Genomic DNA, 21,167 nt, shown 5'->3' with positions numbered 1-21,167 from the left:
ACTCACTGCATAAATTTTCGATATTCGCAGGCTCTTGGTAGGGGGAGAACCAGTTGCCACAATCTCAGACGTCAGAAAATGTACGTGATCTGTTTGTGATCGGCGGTGGCATCAACGGCTGCGGGATTGCACGTGACGCAGCCGGTCGCGGTTTGACTGTGACCTTGGCTGAAATGTCTGATCTAGCCTCGGCGACCTCCTCTGCATCAACGAAACTGTTCCATGGTGGCCTACGGTATCTGGAATATTTTGAAGTCCGGCTGGTCCGCGAGGCGCTGATCGAGCGTGAAACGTTACTCCGCGCAATGCCGCATATTTCGTGGCCCATGCGGTTTGTTCTACCCTACCACAAAGACATGCGCTTTGAGGGCAGCACACCAACATCAAAGCTGCTGAATGTCATCATGCCGTGGCTTAAGGGGCGTCGCCCTGCGTGGCTGATCCGCTTTGGATTGTTCCTTTATGACAATCTGGGTGGTCGCAAAATTTTGCCTGCCACCTCGACGGTCGACCTGCGAAGCGGACCAGAAGGTGAGCCGCTTAACGACAAATTCACAAAGGCCTATGAATATTCCGATTGCTGGATCGAAGATTCCCGGCTTGTTGTTTTGAACGCCCGTGACGCCGTTGCGCGCGGTGCAAAGATCATGACCCGCACCAAGGTCACTAAGGCCGAGCGCGTCGGTGATCTGTGGGAAGTCACAATCGAAGACCTCAACACGCAAGACACCTCTGTCGTGCGTGCACGGATGCTGATCAACGCGGCGGGCCCTTGGGTTGGCGATGTCATTCATCAAAAGCTGCGGATCAACAGCACCGAGGACGTCCGCCTTGTGCGCGGGAGCCATATCGTGACACCCAAACTATATGATCACGACAAGTGTTATTTCTTTCAGGGCACCGATGGGCGTATCATTTTCGCAATTCCATATGAAAATGACTTTACGCTTATAGGGACCACAGACGCGGACCATGACGATCCATCTGTGTTGCCTGTCTGCACGGACGAAGAACGTGATTACCTGATCAACTTTGCGAATGGATATTTCAAATCAGCGATCAGTGCCGATGATGTTGTCTGGACGTATTCAGGCGTCCGCCCGCTTTACGACGATGGTGCCACATCTGCGACGGCGGCAACCCGCGACTATACGCTAAAGGTGGACGACGCAGGTGGCGCACCGGTGCTGAATGTGTTTGGCGGCAAGATCACGACCTACCGACGACTGGCCGAAAGTGCTATGGATAAGGCAAAAGCCTATTTTCCAATTCTGTCCGACAAATGGACTGCTGGGGTGCCATTGCCGGGTGGCGATTTCGAAGTCTCGGCTTTTGAACAACTTGTTGAAGAAACAGCGCAAAACTATCCATTCTTGACGCCCGCACACGGGCGCAGATTGGTACGGGCCTATGGTACTGAGGTTAGGCAAGTGTTGGGGAAGGCGAGCAGCCTTGCAGACTTGGGAACCGCGTTTGGCGCAAATCTGTTTGAGGCCGAGGTCGCTTGGCTTATCCGGAATGAATTTGCCCGCACAGCAGAAGACGTCGTTTGGCGGCGTAGTAAGCTTGGGCTAAGACTATCGGCCGATCAAATATCGGCCTTAGATGATTGGATGCGGACCCATTGGGCCGACGTCTTAAGGAAAGACGCGGCCTAGGAACCGCACGGGGGGAGAAAACTACAAATGACGCTTAAAATGGAGGGAGTGTCTAAGATCGTTGACGGGAAGACACACATCTTCCCGACCGATCTTACGCTTCAAAAAGGAACGATGAATGTTCTGCTTGGCCCGACCTCGGCTGGCAAAACATCACTGATGCGGCTCATGGCCGGATTAGACGTGCCCAACACTGGTAAAATCCTATGGGACGGCCAAGACGTCACAGGCATGCGTGTCCAAGATCGCAAGGTCGCAATGGTTTATCAGCAGTTCATCAACTACCCATCGATGACCGTTTACGAAAACATTGCGTCCCCTATGCGCCTGATGGGCAAATCAGCCAAAGAGGTTGATGATGCAGTAAAAGAAACCGCTGACTTGATGCAGCTAACCCCAATGCTTGACCGTAAGCCTCTTGAGCTGTCGGGTGGGCAACAGCAGCGCTGCGCCCTTGCGCGGGCACTTGTCAAAAAAGCTGGCCTTGTGCTGTTGGACGAACCTCTTGCGAACCTAGACTACAAACTGCGCGAAGAACTACGCGCCGAAATTCCACGCATTTTTGAAGAATCCGGCGCGATTTTTGTCTATGCGACGACCGAACCCGAAGAGGCGCTTTTGCTTGGCGGAAACACCGCCACCCTGTGGGAAGGGCGCATCACCCAATTCGGTAAAACGCCTACAGTATACCGCCGTCCATCAGACGCTACCACCGCCCGAGTATTTTCAGACCCGCCCATGAATTTCATCGACGTCACAAAAACCGGCAACCAAATTTCATTTGGCGATGGTCAAGGCGCCGCCGCCCCTGCTCAGCTATCTACTTTGCCCGATGGCCGCTACATGGCTGGCTTTCGTCCGAACCACCTAGAACTTGAACCGCAGGGCACAAATTCACTGCAGTTTGCGACGCGTTTGACCGTCACTGAAATCACCGGATCAGAGACGTTTGTGCATCTCGATCATCACGGCGAACGCTGGGTCGGGCTGGTTCATGGCGTACGCGATTTGGTGATCGGTCAACCGCTGACCACCTACCTTGATCCTGCCCATGCTTACATCTTTGCACCCGACGGCGCGTTGCTGTCAGCTGCACCCTATGCGGAGGCCGCATAACATGGCGAAGATCACACTTGATAACCTCGCGCATTCCTACCTTACCAATCCGGGCAGCGAGGACGACTTTGCGCTGAAGGAGCTGAACCACGACTGGGCCGACGGCGAGGCATATGCGCTCTTGGGATCGTCTGGCTGTGGGAAATCCACGCTGCTGAATATCATTTCGGGGCTACTGCACCCAAGCCAAGGACGTATCTTGTTTGATGACAAAGACGTCACGCATGCGCCGACCGCTGAACGCAACATCGCGCAAGTTTTCCAGTTTCCCGTTGTCTATGACACGATGACAGTCCGCGATAACCTTGCATTCCCGCTGCGCAACCGAGGCGCTGACCCTGCCTATGTCGCGCAACGTGTAAACCAGATCGCCGCGATGATCGGCATGGAAGCATCGCTTGACCGCAAGGCGCGGGGCCTGACTGCTGATGCGAAGCAAAAGATTTCGTTGGGTCGCGGGATGGTCCGCGAAGATGTGAACGCACTACTGTTTGACGAACCGCTGACGGTGATCGACCCCCATATGAAATGGGAACTGCGCACGCAGCTAAAGGCGCTGCACCACGAATTCGGCCATACGATGATCTACGTGACCCACGACCAGACTGAGGCACTGACCTTCGCTGACAAAGTTGTGGTGATGTACGATGGGCGGGTAGTTCAAATCGGCACGCCACAAGAATTATTCGAACGCCCGGCACATACATTCGTCGGATATTTCATCGGCTCGCCGGGGATGAACCTGTTTGACGCCAAGATCAGCGGATCGGACGCGACGATTGCAGGCACCCAAATTGATCTGGGCGCAGGCTATCAGCCAAACACTGGTCGCATGCAGGTCGGTGTACGCCCTGAATTTATCAAGCTGTCAACCGACGGTGCAGGTATCCCTGCACGCATCCAACGCGTCGAAGACGTGGGTCGCCACAAGATTGTTCGGCTTGAAGTAGACGGCAAACAAATCGCTGCTATCGCTGACGAAGGCGCGAATATTGCAGCCGACACGAACGCGATCACCTTCGATCCAAAGGGGATCAACGTCTATGCCAACGATTGGCGCGTCCAACCGCAGCAGGAGGCCGCGTAATGAACAAGACTGTTAATCAAAAAGCATGGTTTCTGGTCCTGCCCGTTCTGGTGCTAGTCGCGTTTTCGGCGGTTATTCCGTTGATGACCGTCGTGAACTATTCGGTCCAAGACACATTCGGAAACAACCAGTTCTTCTGGGCGGGCCTCGAATGGTTCCGCGAAATGCTAGATTCTGAACGTATGTGGAATGCGCTAACCCGACAGCTGGCGTTTTCAGCAATCATTCTTGCGATCGAAATTCCGCTTGGTATTTTCGTGGCTCTCAACATGCCGAAAAAAGGGTTCTGGGCGAGCTTTTGTCTGGTGCTGATGTCATTGCCCCTGCTGATCCCTTGGAACGTTGTCGGGACGATTTGGCAAATCTTTGGTCGCGTCGATATTGGCCTTCTTGGTTATACGCTCGATAAACTAGGGATTTCCTACAACTATACCCAAGATTTCATCGCCGCTTGGGCCACCTTGATTGTGATGGATGTTTGGCACTGGACATCATTGGTTGCGCTGCTCGCCTATGCTGGCCTCCAATCAATCCCCGACGCCTATTATCAGGCTGCCAAAATCGACCAAGCATCACGTTGGAAAGTCTTCCGCTACATCGAATTGCCTAAGATGGCAGGCGTATTGATGATCGCGATCCTACTGCGGTTCATGGATAGCTTTATGATCTACACAGAGCCTTTCGTCGTCACAGGCGGTGGACCAGGCAACGCCACAACGTTCTTGTCAATTGACCTTGTGAAAATGGCGATGGGTCAGTTTGACCTTGGCCCGGCGGCTGCTTTCTCGATCATGTATTTCCTCGTGATCCTCCTGATTTCATGGGTGTTCTACACCGTAATGACCAACCTCGATAAACGGGACGGTGTGTGATGACTGACGCAACAACACAGCCCATCTCGGGAGCAAAGACAGTGACACCCGCTGCAACCCGCCGCAAAACCTCCCGGATCAATGGGTCTGCCATCGTGATGGGGCTTTATCTATTGTTCCTGCTTTTGCCGATCTACTGGCTGCTGAACATGAGCCTAAAGACCAACGCCGAGATTTTGGGTGGCTTTTCTCTTTGGCCGCGTGATCTGACATTTGCGAACTACTCCAAAATCTTGACCGACCCCAGTTGGTACATGGGGTACGTCAATTCGATGATCTATGTCGTCATGAACACTGTGATCAGTATTACTGTGGCACTACCCGCAGCTTATGCGTTCTCGCGGTATACGTTCCTTGGTGATAAGCATCTGTTCTTCTGGCTGCTGACCAACCGGATGGCACCACCTGCGGTTTTCGCCCTGCCCTTCTTTCAGCTGTATAGCTCAGTTGGATTGTTCGACACGCATATCGCTGTGGCATTGGCGCATTGCCTGTTCAACGTGCCTCTGGCGGTTTGGATTCTCGAAGGGTTCATGCGCGGCGTGCCAAAGGAAATCGACGAGACCGCCTATATCGATGGTTACAGCTTTGGACGCTTTTTTATCCGCATCTTTACACCGCTGATCGCCAGCGGGATCGGCGTCGCGGCGTTCTTTTGCTTTATGTTCTCGTGGGTCGAACTGCTGCTTAGCCGCACGCTGACTTCGGTCGATGCAAAGCCAATCGCGGCAACCATGACAAGGACGGTTTCGGCCTCTGGCATGGACTGGGGCGTTCTGGCGGCAGCCGGTGTGCTGACCATCGTTCCCGGTGCTCTCGTGATCTATTTCGTACGTAATTACATCGCCAAGGGCTTTGCCCTAGGCCGCGTGTAACCAAGGAGACTGCACATGGCATGGATGGCTTGGACAACACCGACTGCAATTTTCTTTGCGGTTATCGCGACCCTGCTTGTGATCTTTACGATCCTTGCAATCAAAGTTCCCGAAACGCCACGCGTTGGCGTTCTTCGGATCGAAACGACCCGTGGTGATCGTTTGTTCATCACGCTCTTAGGATCAGCCTTTATCAACCTGATTTGGCTGGGTCTTGAGGTCGGACCCCAGCCATATGCGCTGCTGGTCTGCCTGATCTACGCCGGCGCGGTTTTTCGCTGGGTCTGATCAGTAGATATGCTGTGCGGCAACGATACATGCCGCATGGCCAAAATATGAAAAGTTCTACTATCGGGAGGAGATAAGATAATGAACTTACCTTTAAAATCAACGACAGCGATGGCGCTGGCCTTTGCGGTACTGGGCAATTCCGCCCATGCTGATATGGCGGCCGCAATCGACTTTCTAGACAGCACAATTGAACGTTCGGCCATTAGCCGTGCCGATCAAGAAGCAGAGATGCAGTGGTTTGTTGATGCAGCCCAGCCTTACGCAGGCATGGACATCCGTGTGGTTTCTGAAACCATCGCGACCCACGAATACGAAGCCAATGTATTGGCACCCGCATTTACAGCGATCACTGGCATCAACATCACCCACGACTTGATCGGCGAAGGCGATGTTGTCGAAAAGCTGCAAACACAAATGCAGTCTGGCCAAAACATCTATGATGCCTATGTGAACGACAGTGACTTGATCGGTACACACTGGCGCTATCAGCAGGCCCGCAACCTGACAGACTGGATGGCTGGCGACGGCGCATCAGTGACTAGCCCAACGCTGAATCTGGACGATTTCATTGGTCTGGACTTTACGACTGGCCCAGATGGCAAACTGTACCAGATGCCAACACAGCAGTTCGCGAACTTGTATTGGTTCCGCTACGACATGTTCACTGACGAAAAGAACATGGCCGATTTCGCAGCTGAATACGGCTATGATCTGGGCGTGCCTGTGAACTGGTCCGCATACGAAGACATCGCTGCCTTCTTTACTGGCCGTGACCTAAGCCACATGGGCATCGACACCGAAGTCTATGGCCACATGGATTACGGCAAGAAAGACCCATCACTCGGCTGGCGCTTTACTGATGCGTGGATGTCCATGGCTGGTATGGGCGACAAAGGCGAACCAAACGGTCTGCCTGTCGATGAATGGGGTGTGCGTGTAAACGAGAAAAGCCAGCCTGTCGGTTCATGCGTGGCACGTGGCGGCGCGACGAACTCTCCTGCTGCGGTCTATGCGATCGAAAGCTACGTGGATTGGCTGACCAACTATGCCCCACCTGCTGCGGCTGGCATGACGTTCTCTGAATCGGGTCCAATTCCGGCACAGGGTAGCATTGCCCAGCAAATGTTCTGGTACACCGCATTCACCGCTGACATGGTTGGCGAAGGTGCTGCGGCTGTTCTGGACGACGACGGCATGCCATTGTGGCGTATGGCCCCAAGCCCACACGGCGCATACTGGGAAGACGGCATGAAAGTCGGCTATCAGGATGCTGGGTCTTGGACATTGATGGAATCCACACCATTGGATCGTGCACAGGCGGCTTGGCTATACGCACAGTTCGTGACTTCGATGACGGTTGACGTTGAAAAGTCCCACGCTGGTCTGACGTTCATCCGTGAATCCACAATCGACCACGAAAGCTTTACCGAGCGCGCACCGCGTTTGGGTGGTTTGATTGAATTCTATCGTTCACCAGCACGGGTTCAGTGGTCGCCAACAGGCACCAACATCCCTGACTATCCAAAGCTGGCACAGCTGTGGTGGCAGAACATCGGGGACGCGTCCTCTGGTGCGAAGTCGGCCCAAGAGGCGCTGGACAGCCTATGTGCAGAACAAGAACGCGTTCTGGAACGTCTTGAGCGCGCAGGCGTACAGGGTGAACTTGGCCCGGTCATGAACGAAGAAATGGACCCAGAATACTGGCTAAGCCAGCCGGGTTCGCCAAAGGCTGCTTTGGAAAGCACTGATGAAGAGCCGGTCACGGTTTCTTACGACGAGCTGATCCAGTCTTGGCAGTAAATTGAAGTCCCGTCATGGGCGGCCTCCCTGCCCATGACACCAGTGGCGCGACGACGGTTTTTACCGCCGTCGCGCTTTTCCATCACGCATAAATAGGGATAGGATAGTCGCATGACACATATCCTTGCCATTGATCAGGGCACCACATCATCACGCACGATCGTATTTGATCGCGACATGAAAACCGTGGCCTCTGCACAAGAAGAATTCGAACAGCATTTCCCCAACTCAGGTTGGGTTGAACACGCCCCCGAAGACCTTTGGTCAACCGTCGCAGGCACCGCGCGCTCCGCGATTGAACGCGCCGGGCTTCGCCCCGATGACATCGCCGCGATTGGGATTACCAACCAGCGTGAAACCACCGTCGTTTGGAACAAACACACGGGCCAAGCCATTCACCGCGCCATCGTTTGGCAGGACCGTCGCACCGCCGCTTTCTGTCGCGAACTGACGGCCGCAGGTCATGCTGATATGTTCACTGCCCGTACCGGCCTACTATTGGACCCGTACTTTTCGGCGACTAAGCTGAAATGGATTTTGGATAACACGCCCGGAGCACGCGAAAGCGCACGCAACGGTGACCTGCTGTTTGGCACTGTCGATAGTTATCTCATCTGGAAAATGACCGATGGTGCTTCGCATGTTACCGACGCCACCAATGCGGCCCGCACGATGCTGTATGACATCCACAAAGGGCGCTGGAGCACGACGATCTGCGACCTTTTGGATATCCCACAAAATATGCTGCCAGAGGTCAAAGACTGCGCTGCTGATTTTGGCACAACACGACCTGACCTGTTTGGCAGAGCGGTCCCGATTACTGGCGTCGCTGGCGATCAACAGGCAGCGACCGTTGGGCAAGCCTGCTTTGAGCCGGGCATGTTGAAATCCACCTATGGCACGGGCTGTTTTGCGCTATTGAACACGGGCGATACTCCGGTCGCGTCGCAAAACAGATTGCTGACCACGATCGCCTATCAGCTAGATGGTAAACCGACCTACGCGCTCGAAGGATCAATCTTTGTCGCGGGTGCGGTCGTGCAATGGCTGCGCGATGGGCTAAAGATTATCCGGGATGCGGCGGAAACCCAGCCGCTTGCCCAAACTGCAGATGACAGCCAAGACGTGATACTTGTACCCGCCTTTACGGGCCTAGGTGCACCCTATTGGGACCCGGAATGCCGCGGTGCGATTTACGGGCTAACCCGTAACACTGGCCCTGCCGAACTGGCGCGCGCCGCGCTTGAAAGCGTTGGCTATCAGACCCGCGATCTTATCGAGGCGATGCACGCCGATTGGCAAGGCGAAGGCACGCAACCCACCCTGCGCGTTGATGGCGGGATGAGCGCTTCCGATTGGGCGATGCAATTTTTGGCTGACATCATCGGTGCACCGGTGGACCGTCCCGAAGTATTGGAGACTACTGCATTGGGGGCTGCATGGCTGGCTGGACAGCATGTAGGATTGTACCCCAGCAAAGCCGAATTCGCCGAGCGTTGGCGCTGTGAGCGCACCTTTACCGCCGCAATGCCTGATAGCGAACGCAGCCGACGCTATGGTGCTTGGAAAAAAGCGGTGGCAGCGACGATGTCGGTCACCAGCTAACAAAAAAGGGCGGCAAGGTTTACACCCGCCGCCCTTTTCAATTCTGAAACGCTCGCGCCCTAGGCCGCGTCACGCTTTGGGTTTTTACCCAGAATGATCATCGACAGAATGTCGTCTTCAGTGACATCCTCGACCCGTTCGGTGCCGATCATCTGGCCGTTCTTCATGACAGAAACGCGGTCGCATAGTTCCATCATTTCGCGGGTGTCGTGGCTGATCAGGAAAATCCCCAGACCTTGAGCCTTCAGCTCTTGAATGAGGTCCGCAACCATCTGGGTTTCATGCACACCCAAAGCCGCTGTTGGCTCATCCATGATCAAGATCTTAGCCTTAAAGTAGACCGCACGTGCAATCGCGACCGATTGACGCTGACCACCGGAAAGACCCGATACAGGTTCTTTCAGCTTTTTAAAGTTAGGGTTCAGGCGCGCCATGATCTTGCGGGTTTCGGCCTCTTGACGGTCGTCATCCACAAAGCCCAGTGGCGTTGTCAGTTCGCGCCCCAAGAACAGGTTGGATGCCGCATCAAGGTTATCAGCCAGCGCAAGCGTCTGGTAGATGGTTTCGATGTTGTGGTCACGGCTATCGCGAGGTGAATGGATGTTGGCTTTTTCGCCATCAATCCAAATCTCGCCGCTGTCCATCTTGTAGGCACCGGATAGGATTTTGATCAGTGTCGATTTACCCGCACCGTTGTGGCCCAATAGGCCCACAACTTCGCCAGGGTATAGGTCGATACTCACGTGATCTACTGCCTTTACCCCACCAAACGAGATGCAGACGTCTTTCATTTGAACAAGTGGTGTCGTCATTATTTTGCTCCCGAAAGCTTACGGTACTGAATGTCGATCCAAACAGCCAAGACAAGAACAAAGCCCACGACGATGTTCTGATATGGTGCATCTACACCGACCATTGCCATGCCAGACTGTAGCGACTGCATGATCAATGCGCCAATGATTGCGCCGTAAATTGTACCAACACCACCAGCAAGCGCAGTGCCGCCGATGACTGCCGCTGCGATAACCCGCAATTCGTCAAGGATACCGATGTCATTGGTGTGATACCCCAATCGCGCCGAAGCAACGATACCACCCAGCGCACAAAGCACGCCAACCATCGCAAAGATTTTCACGGTCAGCAGTTTCGTGTTGATACCAGAAAGCTCTGCCGCATCAGGGTTGCCGCCTGTCGCAAAGATATAGCGGCCCAAGCGAGTGCGCTGTGCGATAATTGTCATAACGATTGCGACAGCAATCAACAGTAGAACAGAGTACGGAATGCCATAGCCAGCAGTACAACCTTCTGCAACTTCACAACCCCAGCGTTCAAAATCACGTGCTACGACACGGTCAGGCACTGAGTATGCGTTCATGACAGCAACAAAGCCGAGGATAGCTGCAACGACGATCGCGATTAGCGCGCCTTCTGCCCAAACTGGCTTAACTGGGAATTCGTGGCGTACCTTGTTGCGACGCGCCAGCAGCAGGCCAACAGCCGAAGCAACAGCAGCCAAAAGCCCAACGACCCAGCTCCAGAAAACACCCAAGGTGCCGTTGATACCACCAAACAGCATATAAGTTTCGTTTAGCGGCCCAATCGTTTGGCCGTCAGTCATGTGCCAAGCAACGTTGCGCCAAATCAGCAAGCCGCCCAATGTCACGATAAACGCAGGGATCGCCTGATAACCAATCAAATAGCCCTGAAAGCCACCAATCAATGCACCTGTCAAAAGACCAGCAAGGATCGTGATCCAAGGGATCAATGGGTGACCCAGCTCAAGCCCAAGCGCGTTCGGCAGGATCTGTGTCTGTGTCATGCCCATGACAGCGGTTGTAGTTGCCAACAAGGCACCAACCGACAGATCAATGTGCCGTGTGACAATCACGAACACCATACCGGTTGCCATAATGGCGACTGACACAGTCTGGATTGACAGGTTAAAGATATTGCGCGGCGTCATAAAGCGCCCTTCGCTGAACCACGCGATTGGGTTCATCACGTCCGGTATGGCTTTGAAACCTGTCCACATTTGAAATGCGAGCGCAATCACGACGAATGCGCCAATCATCCCTAGCAGACGGGTGTCGACCTCGAGCGTTGATAAGATTGATCGGCGCGCCGAAGGCGCCGGATTGGGAGTTTGATCTGACATGAAACAGTTCCATCGTAGACGACCAACAGGCGGGTGGCCGCTATTTTTCGTGGTTTCTATAAAAATGGGGGCTCTGTGTTTTTACGCAGAGCCCCCACATATCTGGGGCTAATCGCAACCCCAAATGGATTTAGTTACAAGGTGCAGGACCGTCGGTCACGCCTTGGCAAAGTGCCTCAACAGTGATCCAGCCAGCATCTGTAACAGCTGTCAGGTTGTCAGCAGTCACAGGCATCGGAGCCAAGAACAAAGAGTTCATCTCTGTGCCTGCTGGCGATGTCCATGCCTCAGAACCGATCACGGATGATGCAGGTGCACCGCTTGCCATCGCAACAGCGATTTGACCAGCAGCGTAGCCCAGCTCACGTGCGTCTTTCCAAACTGATACTGTCTGTGTGCCCAGTGCAACGCGGTTCAGCGCAGCATGGTCACCGTCTTGACCGGACACAGGAATACCTTCCATGCCCTGTGCTGTCAGCGCAGCAACAGCACCACCAGCAGTACCATCGTTGGACGCAACAACAGCATCAACGTTGTTGTCGTTCGCTGTCAGGATTTGCTCCATGTTACGCTGTGCGTTCGCAGGCAACCAACCGTCAGTGTAAGCTTCGTCAACGATTGTGATCGCACCGCTGTCGATAGCAGCTTGCAGCACTTCTTGCTGACCGCCGCGCAGGAAGTCTGCGTTAGGATCGGTTGGAGAACCTTTGATCATGACGTAGTTGCCTGTTGGCTGTGCAGCCAGAACAGCACGCGCCTGCATGCGGCCAACTTCGACGTTGTCGAATGTCAGGTAGAATGCACGGCTGTCTTCGATCAGACGGTCATATGCAACAACAGGGATGCCTTCGTCAGATGCAGCGCTTACAGCTGGACCAACAGCAGCAGCATCTTGTGCAAGAATGATCAGAGCGTCGACGCCCTGAGCGATCAGGCTTTCAACGTCAGACAGCTGCTTAGCAGATGAAGACTGCGCATCCGCAGATACGTAAGTTGCGCCAGCGGCTTCCAAAGCAGCTTTGATCGCAGCTTCGTCTGTCTTCCAGCGTTCTTCTTGGAAGTTTGACCAGCTAACGCCGACAGTCAATCCGTGACCTTCTGCAAACGTCATCGTTGCTGGCATAGCAGCTGCCATTGCAGCAGCGATAATAACATATTTGTTCATTTTGTATCCTCCCAGAACATGGCCTACTAGGGCCGTAACGTGGCGAAAATTAGCTAGCGCTAACATTATTGTCAAACTGATTTAGAATATTGTAATTATTAGTAAAATTTTTTAGCCACTTACGCTGCAGAATTGAGCGTATGGCCAATTTTAGCCCAAATTTCTGCGGCTGCACAGGGAAAAAACGATGGCTTCAGTTAATACATTTCGTTCAATTTTCGGCAACTGCGAGCGTCGTCTTGAGCCGCATTTCGTAGCGCGGTCGCCTCTCAATCTTCAGGTTTTCTGCAAGGCGATCATGACGTTATCGCTCTCTGCGGTCATGACCCCGGCAACCGCCGAGCCGAGCTTTGTCAACCGCGACGAAAGCCTAAGCACTCCGCATACTTATGCCGGCGGCTGGGAACATTTCGTGGGAGGGGGTGTAGCCATATTTGACTGCAATGATGATTCTCTGCCTGAACTTTTCATTGCTGGTGGAACCAACGCGGCGCAACTTTATGTTAATATCTCTCAAACTGACGTTGCATTTGATACCGGTGTCATTGGACCGATTCTTGATGTGACGGGTGCCTACCCATTGGATATCGACAGCGACGGTCATATCGACCTGATGGTTCTGCGAAACGGCGCGAATGTGCTTTTGCAGGGTCAAGGCGATTGCCAATTCAGCGACGCAACGGCAAAATTCAACCTTCCGACAGACGAACGCTGGTCCACTGCATTTTCCGCAACATGGGAGCAGGGCCAAACGCTCCCTACTCTGGCGATTGGCAATTATGTGGATGCGAAAGACCCCGATGGACCTTTCGGGACCTGCGACACCAATTGGCTGTTGCGTCCCGAAGGTGACAGCTATGGCGCACCTATCCCGCTGGATCCCAGCTTTTGCCCGCTTTCGATGCTGTTCTCGGATTGGCAGCGAAGTGGAAAACAGATGCTGCGTATCTCCAATGATCGCCACTATTACGTCCGCGAAGGTTACGAACAAATGTGGTTGCTGGATCCGCTTCGCGAGTTTGGCGAAGATGACGGCTGGCCTGTGCAGCGTATCTGGGGCATGGGCATCGCCAGCCGCGATGTATCAGGTAACGGCAAACCCGATGTCATGCTGACCTCGATGGGTGATCAGGTACTGATGTTCAACGACGGCCAGCAATTCGCGCCCGTCCCTTACGCCACAGGCACCTACGCGCAACGCCCTTTTACCGGTGACGACGGCCGCCCCTCAACTGGCTGGCATGCCGAATTCGGTGACATTGATAATAATGGACTGGCAGATCTGTTCATCGCCAAAGGCAACGTCGATCAGATGCCGGGCCTTGCCATGCAAGACCCCAATAACCTGCTGATGCAATACAAAGCGGGAACCTTTACCGAAGCGGCCGGAATAGCCGGGATCGGCACCACCGAACGGTCACGCGGAGCCGGACTGGCCGACCTGAACGCAGACGGATTGCTTGATATAGTCGTGGTCAACCGCCGCGCCCCGCTTGAAATCTGGCAAAACACGAGCACCAACACCGGACATTGGATCGCCATAAACCCGCGTCAAACAGGTTCGAATACTTTCGCAATCGGAGCCTTCGTCGAACTGCGCACGCCAGAGGGAACGCAAACCATCGAACGCACAGTTGGCGGCGGACACGTCAGCGGCAGCCTCCTACCGCTGCATTTCGGGATTGGCGCGAATGAAGCTGCAGAGGTCAGGGTTACGTGGCCAGATGGAACAGTCAGCGAGTGGGAGACGATTAGCGCGGATCAGACCGCGCAGAAAGTGCGACGCTAAGCGATGGTCAACTGTTGCTGTATAGGCTTAGTCGAATCTGACTAGCAGTCCTAAAGCACAGCATGGGGAAGGGATTTTGATACCACCTCATATGTCGTTTCTCTAATTCTCACTCGCACAAAATGTGAGCAAAAAGGAATTAGTGCAGTTCTTCCGGTAAGATCGCATACCAATCACTCGGGTCCGGATTATCAACTGGGATTTCTTCACTTAGAAGTAGTTGACCTGCGAAATTCCTTATTTTTGTCCACATTGCTTCAGTTTTAAGCTCAGAATTCTTCCAGTTCTTTGGGGTCCCATCATCTATTCTAGATCGTAGCAATTTATCGATTTCAATCACCTCCTCAGGAAACCCAAGAAGCAACGTGTAACTTCCACCTGTTTCCATGTCTGTGAAAGCAGTCATCCACGATTGAATAATCGCAAGTGGTATGTCGTCGATATTCCACCGACCATCGTTAATTAATGTGTCAGCCGGCTGAGCCATTATTTGAAGAACAAAAACTTGATAGTGTTTCAAATTATCTTTACTCACCGAGTGGCTCGCCAATTACCAACATTGATAAATGCTCCTCGCTAGCATTAAAAAAACACAAGTTTTTTCCTACGGTGTACAGACAGGTTGGGCGCTTGCTAATCGGTTATCCCCCTCTTAGCTACCGCCTAAGGGGAGCGCCGATTTGAGCAAAAATAGGGCGCCCCAAGCGGAACGCCCTGTTTATTAATCAATCGTCCAGAACAAACGTGATCTTTAGGACGACGCGGTATTCTTGGATTTCACCGTCGGAGACTGTGACCTTCTGATCTGCAACCCATGCACCAGTAATGCCCTTCAGCGTTTTTGACGCGCGCTTAACGCCGTTTTCGACTGCATCGTCAAACGACTTTGATGAGCTTGAGATGACTTCTGTGACCTTAGCAATAGACATAACTATACCCCTTAGATTTTAGGTTACTTGAGTGAAATCATCCTAACCTACTCAACCGTGGCGACAAGCTCTAACAAAGTCGGCCCCAAATCTCGGACGATTAATGCCACTCCGCGCGGGTTTGGGTGCAACCCATCCGCCTGAAGCAAAGCACCCAATTGCGATGGATCACTTGCCTGTGCGCGCATTCCGGTCAGCATATCAGGGTACAATGGAACGTCGTATTTTTCCGCGAGTTCAACATAGTTCTGCTCAAACGCCGTTTCATAGTCGGGTCCGTAATTCGCCCCAACATCCAGCCCGACCAAAAGCATGCGAACGCCTGCGGCCTGCCCTGCGGCCAAGATCGCATCTAAGTTATCACGACTTACCTGTGGGTCGATCCCACGCAGATAGTCATTCCCGCCAAGTGCAATGATCATCGCATCAACGTCCGGGGTCAGTGTCCAATCGACCCTACTGCGTCCACCTGCTGTTGTGTCGCCGGACACACCGGCGTTGATGACTCGCACATCAGAGCCTTGTTCATTCAGCCAAGCCTGCATCTGCGCCACGAACCCATCGTTTTGCTGTAACCCGTAGCCAGCCGTCAGACTGTCACCAAGCGCCGCGATCGTGACAGTTTCTGCCTGAACTGCCCCAGTAGTTAGCAAAACCGCGATAGTAAGGTTGCGCAGCCACCGTGACGCACCATATCCATTAGACCAGATTTGACCAAAGGCCGCCTGCATGACCGATCCTGTTCTATCCATTTCCGACACTAATCTTTCACTTGATGGGAATGCGGGGCGCGTCGATATTTTGCATGACATCTCGCTTGATGTTGGGGCGGGGGAAACATTGGGCCTTGTTGGGCCAAGTGGGTCGGGCAAATCGTCACTCCTTATGCTCATGGGCGGGCTGGAACAGGCTACGTCTGGCAGTATCGTGGCGCTCGGCCAAGAGCTAACGACGATGAACGAAGACCAGCTTGCGCGCTTTCGCAGGGACAATATGGGGGTGGTGTTCCAATCTTTCCACCTGATCCCGACGATGACCGCGCTAGAAAACGTCGCGACCCCACTGGAACTGGCTGGTGTGGCGGATGCATTTGGAAGGGCAGAGGCAGAATTGCAGGCGGTGGGGCTTGGTGACCGGATCAATCACTATCCCAGCCAGATGTCGGGAGGTGAACAGCAACGCGTCGCGCTTGCCCGCGCATCAGCACCGCGCCCTCGGATCTTGCTCGCTGACGAACCTACTGGCAATCTTGACCAAACGAATGGTCAGGCGATTATGAGTTTGCTGTTTGATCTGCGCGACAAACACGGCGCCACGCTGATCATGGTAACGCATGCACCAGAATTGGCCGCGCGTTGTGACCGCGTCGTACGACTGCGTGACGGACGGATCGAAACCCAAGCACAGGCCGCAGAATGAGTATCCGGATCGCATCGCGCTTTGCTATGCGCGAACTACGCGGTGGTCTGCGTGGTTTTCGTGTTTTTCTGGCCTGCCTTGCGCTGGGTGTGGCCGCAATTGCCGCCGTTGGCACAGTGCGTGCTGGGATTGAAGCTGGGCTAAAACGCGACGGTGCGGCACTTTTGGGCGGCGATGCCGAGGTCGAATTCACCTATCGTTTTGCCCGAGATACAGAATTAGAGTGGCTGAATAGTATCGCCGATCACGTCTCGGAAACCGTTGATTTTAGGTCAATGGCTGTAGTGGGTGACGAACGAGGGCTTACGCAAATTCGTGCAGTTGATGATCTGTATCCCCTGATTGGTTCGGTCGTCCTAGACCCGCCAATGCCCTTGGCAGATGCACTTGCCGATCATGGCGGCGTGATGGAACGCGTCCTTGCAGACCGGCTAGGCCTGAAACCCGGTGATGGGTTTCGGTTGGGCACCCAAGACTTCACACTTCGTGCGATCCTCGACCGTTATCCGGACAATGCGGCTGGTGGCTTTGGCCTAGGGCCGCGCACAATCGTTCTAATAGACGCTTTGGCGAATTCTGGGCTGCTGAACGAAGGCACGTTGTTTTCTACCAATTACCGGCTGGATCTGCCTGATAGGGCCAACCTGCCCGCATTGCGCCGTGATGCTATGCGCCAATTCCGAGACGATGGATTACGCTGGCGCGATAGTCGGCGGGGCGCCGGTGGCACGGCACAATTTGTGAATAGGATTGGCGCGTTTTTGATCCTTGTTGGCTTGTCCGGGCTGGCTGTTGGCGGCGTAGGCGTTTCCGCCGCAGTTCGGGCTTACCTCGCAGGCAAGACAAACGTTATCGCGACGCTTAAGACGCTGGGCGCCACAAGGGCGACCATCTTTCAGACTTACTTTATCCAGATCGGGGTGCTCGCGCTGTTTGGTATTTGTATTGGCTTAGTCTTGGGCGCGGGTCTGCCAGTATTGTTCGCGCCAGTGATCGAGGCGCGCCTGCCCATCCCTGCAGTTTTCAAAGTCTATTCACAGCCGTTAATCGAGGCCGCCGTTTACGGTGTTCTTGCCGCGCTGATCTTTACACTATGGCCGCTTGCCAAGACCGAAGACATCCGCGCAGCGACCCTGTTCCGCGATGCCTTTGGCAGTGCCAGAACATTGCCGCCAATAAAGTACCTAAGCACATTGACTGCATTGGTCATCTTACTCGTCGCAGCAGCAATCAAATTTTCTGGAACAGCGTTCCTTACACTGTGGACGGCAGGCGGCATCGCAGGGTCGCTGTTTATCCTTGTAATCGCGGCGATCATAATCCGCTGGGTTGCCCGCCGCCTACGCACAACGGCAAGAGGCCGCCCAGCCCTACGGTTGGCGCTTGGCTCCATTGGCGCAAAAGGTGGCGAGGCCACTTCTGTGGTTCTTTCGCTAGGGCTTGGGCTAACTGTGCTTGCCTCGGTTGGGCAGATCGACGGGAATTTGCAGCAGTCTTTCTCAGATGAATTGCCCGCAGTTGCGCCCAGCTATTTCTTTGTTGATATCCAACCCGATCAAATCGACGGATTTAACGCGCGGCTAGATAGTGACCCAGCCGTCAGCAAAGTTGAAACCGCCCCAATGCTGCGCGGCGTGATCACGCAAATCAACGGCCAATCAGCCCAAAGAGCAGCCGGCGGGCATTGGGTGGTTCAAGGTGATCGCGGCATCACCTACGCCGATGCGCAACCGACAGGGACAGAGATTACCGCAGGCGAATGGTGGCCCGAAGGCTATGACGGCCCACCCCAAATCAGCTTTTCCCAAGAAGAAGCCACAGAGATGGGATTGGAACTGGGCGATACGATGACCGTGAACGTGCTGGGCCGCGACATTACAGGAACGATCACCAGCTTTCGTAATGTCACATGGGAAGACGCAGGAATTGGTTTTGTCCTTGCACTCAATCAGGCCGCACTGGCAGGTGCCCCACATAGCTGGATCGCAACTGTCTATGCCGAAGAACAGGCCGAGGCCGCAATCCTGCGCGACCTCGCGACAGCCTACCCCAATATCACCGCCATCCGTATCCGTGACGCGATTGACCAAGTGATTGAACTGATCGGTGGGATCGCGGCCGCGACACGCTATGGCGCCCTAATTACTCTGGTTACCGGGTTCTTGGTACTAATCGGCGCAGCCGCAGCCGGAGAACGCGCCCGCACATTCGAGGCCGCCGTACTAAAGACGCTTGGCGCTTCGCGTCGGCGCATTCTGATCAGTTTCGCGCTGCGATCCGCACTGCTGGGGTTTGCCGCAGGGATCGTCGCATTGGGTGCTGGCATCTTAGGCGGATGGGCCGTCATGACCTACATCATGGAAACAAGCTTTAGCGTCATTTGGCCGAATGCATTGCTCATTATCATCGGTGGAGTTCTTGCGTCTACGCTGGCGGGCCTTGGCTTTGCTTGGCGATCATTGTCCGCGAAACCCGCCCAAATCTTACGAGCACGCGAATGAACGATCCAGCATTCTTTGGTTACGGTAGCCTCGTGAACCTATCCACGCATGACTACCAAGAACCACGACCGGCGGTGTTATCCGGGTGGCGGAGGGTCTGGCAAAGCACGACGACACGTGAAGTGGCCTATCTATCCGTCATCCCCGACGATCAAAGTGAAATCGCAGGTGTTGTTGCTCGCGTACCCAATGCGGATTGGGTAGCACTAGACGAACGCGAAGCGGCGTATCGGCGACATGATGTAACGGACCAGACCAAACACAACGGCCTGCAAACTGCGACCGCAGTGTATCAAGTTAATCAAACGCTTCATGCCGGGCCGACGGTCTCGCACCCGATCTTGCTAAGCTATTTGGATGTTGTGGTGCAGGGATATCTACAAATGTTCGGCACTGCTGGTGTTGCCGCATTTTTCGAAACCACTGATGGATGGGGCCCAGTTTGGGATGACAGAAGCGCACCGCGCTATCCGCGTCACCAAAAACTAAACAAGGGCGAAACCGCCCTTGTTGATCGTCATCTACAAAACGTGATCCGGGTTTAATCCAGCGTCGGCTTAACCTGCAAAAGAGGCATAACATCGGCCATCTCTGGTCCGCGCTCTAGACCGGTGACCGCCTTGCGCAACGGCATGAACAGTCCGCGACCTTTGCGACCAGTTTCGGTTTTCACAAGGTTCGTCCAATTTCCCCAAGTCTCACTCGTGTAAGGTGGGTTATCCAACAGATAGAACGCTTGAGAAATAAATTCACGATCTTCATCATCGACAAGCGGCGTCGCGCCATCGCGGAACAGAACCCACCAGCCAGCAACATCATCGAGCGTGTTGATGTTGTCGCGAACGACCTTCCAGAATGGCTCGGCCAATTCGGCAGGGACACCAGCTGCGCTGATCGTTTCTGCGACATCTTCGTGCGAAAGCGTAGCAAGGTGGCGCGCGGTCAGCGGGCCAAGGTCTGCAGCATCGAATTTCGTCGGTGCCGAACCAAACTTGGAAATATCAAACCCAGCAATCACTTCGTCGATATTCGCACGCAGTTCAACCGGGTCGGATGACCCAAGACGTGCCATCAGAGAAAGGATCGCTTCCGGTGCAATTCCAGATTTACGCAAATCGCGCAGTGCCAGCGTGCCAAGGCGTTTTGACAGCGCCTCGCCTTGTGGGCCAGTCAGCAGCGAATGGTGCGCAAAGCGCGGCGGCGTGCCACCCAGCGCCTGCATGATCTGAATTTGCGTCGCTGTGTTGGTGACGTGATCAGAACCGCGGACAACATCAGTGATGCCCATTTCAATATCATCAACGACAGACGCCAAAGTATAAAGAATTTGACCACCGTTCTTGAACAGAACCGGATCACTGACCGATGAGGCATCAATCGAAATGTCACCGATGATCCCGTCCGTCCATTCGATCCGTTCGTGATCCAGCTTAAAGCGCCAGTGTGACCCGCGCTCTGCGCGCAAGGCATCCTTTTCCGCGTCAGTCAGCGACAGCGCTGCGCGGTCATAGACCGGTGGCTTGCCCATGTTCAGCTGCTTTTTGCGCTTGAGGTCCAGTTCTGTCGGTGTCTCAAAACACTCGTACAGACGGCCCATTTCGATCAAGCGCTCTTTGGCTAGCTCATAACGGTCCATCCGCTGAGACTGGCGTTCAATCCGGTCCCATTTGATGCCAAGCCATGTCAGGTCTTCTTTGACGCCTTCGACATATTCCTCTTTGGAACGCTCGGCGTCTGTATCATCGATCCGCAGCACAAACTGCCCGCCGTTCTGTCGTGCAATCGCATAGTTGAATAGCGCAGCGCGCAGGTTGCCGATGTGCAGCCAGCCGGTTGGCGATGGGGCGAATCTCGTGATTGTCATAACGCGTTCTCCTGTTGGGACGCCCTTCTCATATTGGCCAC

At 54.2% G+C, this 21,167-nt stretch carries 20 protein-coding genes; 12 read left to right on the top strand and 8 right to left on the bottom strand.

Annotated elements, in window-relative coordinates; genetic code table 11:
- The first annotated feature begins 53 nt into the window (after window positions 1–53).
- From glpD to ACHUEV_RS14910, 7 genes are all read left to right on the top strand, one after another.
- Window positions 54–1,658 (top strand): glycerol-3-phosphate dehydrogenase, encoded by a 1,605-nt coding sequence (gene glpD / locus ACHUEV_RS14940; RefSeq protein WP_394181242.1) that lies wholly within the window; start codon window positions 54–56, stop codon window positions 1,656–1,658.
- Between the two features lie 27 nt (window positions 1,659–1,685).
- Window positions 1,686–2,774 (top strand): ABC transporter ATP-binding protein, encoded by a 1,089-nt coding sequence (locus ACHUEV_RS14935; RefSeq protein ID WP_394181240.1) that lies wholly within the window; start codon window positions 1,686–1,688, stop codon window positions 2,772–2,774.
- Window position 2,775: 1 nt separating this feature from the next.
- Window positions 2,776–3,861: an ABC transporter ATP-binding protein gene (locus ACHUEV_RS14930; protein ID WP_394181238.1), complete on the top strand. Its 1,086-nt coding sequence runs from the start codon at window positions 2,776–2,778 to the stop codon at window positions 3,859–3,861.
- Window positions 3,861–4,733, top strand: a complete 873-nt coding sequence (locus ACHUEV_RS14925; protein WP_106358068.1) for a carbohydrate ABC transporter permease — start codon at window positions 3,861–3,863, stop codon at window positions 4,731–4,733. Before ACHUEV_RS14930 ends, ACHUEV_RS14925 begins: the two co-directional genes overlap by 1 nt.
- Window positions 4,733–5,608, top strand: a complete 876-nt coding sequence (locus ACHUEV_RS14920; RefSeq protein WP_394181236.1) for a carbohydrate ABC transporter permease — start codon at window positions 4,733–4,735, stop codon at window positions 5,606–5,608. Before ACHUEV_RS14925 ends, ACHUEV_RS14920 begins: the two co-directional genes overlap by 1 nt.
- Window positions 5,609–5,623: 15 nt before the next feature.
- Entirely contained in the window at window positions 5,624–5,896 is a 273-nt protein-coding gene (locus tag ACHUEV_RS14915; protein ID WP_106358067.1) for a DUF2160 domain-containing protein, read from the top strand.
- 81 nt (window positions 5,897–5,977) lie between these two features.
- Entirely contained in the window at window positions 5,978–7,699 is a 1,722-nt protein-coding gene (locus ACHUEV_RS14910; RefSeq protein ID WP_394181233.1) for an ABC transporter substrate-binding protein, read from the top strand.
- Here the strand turns inward: ACHUEV_RS14910 and ACHUEV_RS14905 are convergent.
- Window positions 7,669–7,812, bottom strand: coding sequence for a hypothetical protein (locus ACHUEV_RS14905; protein ID WP_165793372.1), 144 nt, complete (start codon window positions 7,810–7,812; stop codon window positions 7,669–7,671). The genes ACHUEV_RS14910 and ACHUEV_RS14905 overlap by 31 nt on opposite strands.
- Here ACHUEV_RS14905 and glpK point away from each other — a divergent pair.
- Complete coding sequence (gene glpK / locus ACHUEV_RS14900; RefSeq protein ID WP_394181231.1) at window positions 7,811–9,304, top strand: glycerol kinase GlpK; 1,494 nt, start codon at window positions 7,811–7,813, stop codon at window positions 9,302–9,304. The two genes, ACHUEV_RS14905 and glpK, sit on opposite strands and share 2 nt — an antisense overlap.
- A 59-nt stretch (window positions 9,305–9,363) precedes the next feature.
- Here glpK and ACHUEV_RS14895 read toward each other — a convergent pair whose 3' ends face one another.
- The 3 genes from ACHUEV_RS14895 to xylF all read right to left on the bottom strand — a co-directional run bounded on the left by ACHUEV_RS14895 (window position 9,364) and on the right by xylF (window position 12,624).
- A complete protein-coding gene (locus tag ACHUEV_RS14895) occupies window positions 9,364–10,116 on the bottom strand; it encodes an ATP-binding cassette domain-containing protein (RefSeq protein WP_394181229.1) in 753 nt (250 codons plus the stop codon).
- The gene (locus ACHUEV_RS14890; protein ID WP_394181227.1) at window positions 10,116–11,459 is read right to left on the bottom strand and encodes a sugar ABC transporter permease; all 1,344 of its coding nucleotides are present in this window, start codon (window positions 11,457–11,459) and stop codon (window positions 10,116–10,118) included. The genes ACHUEV_RS14895 and ACHUEV_RS14890 overlap by 1 nt, the downstream gene beginning before the upstream one ends.
- 130 nt (window positions 11,460–11,589) lie before the next feature.
- A complete protein-coding gene (gene xylF, locus ACHUEV_RS14885) occupies window positions 11,590–12,624 on the bottom strand; it encodes a D-xylose ABC transporter substrate-binding protein (protein ID WP_394181225.1) in 1,035 nt (344 codons plus the stop codon).
- A gap of 187 nt (window positions 12,625–12,811) precedes the next feature.
- Here xylF and ACHUEV_RS14880 point away from each other — a divergent pair, with 187 nt between their 5' ends.
- Entirely contained in the window at window positions 12,812–14,413 is a 1,602-nt protein-coding gene (locus ACHUEV_RS14880) for a CRTAC1 family protein (RefSeq protein WP_394181223.1), read from the top strand.
- A 139-nt stretch (window positions 14,414–14,552) separates the two neighbouring features.
- On the opposite strand, the gene ACHUEV_RS14875 is transcribed toward ACHUEV_RS14880, so the two are convergent.
- From ACHUEV_RS14875 to ACHUEV_RS14865, 3 genes are all read right to left on the bottom strand, one after another.
- Window positions 14,553–14,948, bottom strand: coding sequence for a hypothetical protein (locus ACHUEV_RS14875; protein ID WP_394181221.1), 396 nt, complete (start codon window positions 14,946–14,948; stop codon window positions 14,553–14,555).
- 190 nt (window positions 14,949–15,138) lie between these two features.
- Window positions 15,139–15,342 (bottom strand): dodecin family protein, encoded by a 204-nt coding sequence (locus tag ACHUEV_RS14870; RefSeq protein ID WP_394181219.1) that lies wholly within the window; start codon window positions 15,340–15,342, stop codon window positions 15,139–15,141.
- A 47-nt stretch (window positions 15,343–15,389) separates the two neighbouring features.
- Entirely contained in the window at window positions 15,390–16,094 is a 705-nt protein-coding gene (locus ACHUEV_RS14865) for an arylesterase (protein ID WP_394181218.1), read from the bottom strand.
- Here ACHUEV_RS14865 and ACHUEV_RS14860 point away from each other — a divergent pair.
- From ACHUEV_RS14860 to ACHUEV_RS14850, 3 genes are read left to right on the top strand one after another with little or no spacing between them, the layout of a single operon-like run.
- A complete protein-coding gene (locus tag ACHUEV_RS14860) occupies window positions 16,072–16,761 on the top strand; it encodes an ABC transporter ATP-binding protein (protein ID WP_394181216.1) in 690 nt (229 codons plus the stop codon). The two genes, ACHUEV_RS14865 and ACHUEV_RS14860, sit on opposite strands and share 23 nt — an antisense overlap.
- Entirely contained in the window at window positions 16,758–19,262 is a 2,505-nt protein-coding gene (locus tag ACHUEV_RS14855) for an ABC transporter permease (protein ID WP_394181214.1), read from the top strand. The genes ACHUEV_RS14860 and ACHUEV_RS14855 overlap by 4 nt, the downstream gene beginning before the upstream one ends.
- Complete coding sequence (locus tag ACHUEV_RS14850) at window positions 19,259–19,807, top strand: gamma-glutamylcyclotransferase family protein (RefSeq protein ID WP_394181212.1); 549 nt, start codon at window positions 19,259–19,261, stop codon at window positions 19,805–19,807. Before ACHUEV_RS14855 ends, ACHUEV_RS14850 begins: the two co-directional genes overlap by 4 nt.
- Here ACHUEV_RS14850 and gltX read toward each other — a convergent pair.
- A complete protein-coding gene (gene gltX, locus ACHUEV_RS14845) occupies window positions 19,804–21,126 on the bottom strand; it encodes a glutamate--tRNA ligase (protein ID WP_394181211.1) in 1,323 nt (440 codons plus the stop codon). The genes ACHUEV_RS14850 and gltX overlap by 4 nt on opposite strands.
- Window positions 21,127–21,167 lie beyond the last annotated feature (41 nt).

The organism is Yoonia maritima, from assembly GCF_043641945.1.
In the GTDB taxonomy this organism is placed as follows: Bacteria; Pseudomonadota; Alphaproteobacteria; order Rhodobacterales; family Rhodobacteraceae; genus Yoonia; species Yoonia maritima_B.
This window is presented reverse-complemented; position numbering and strand designations above follow the sequence as displayed.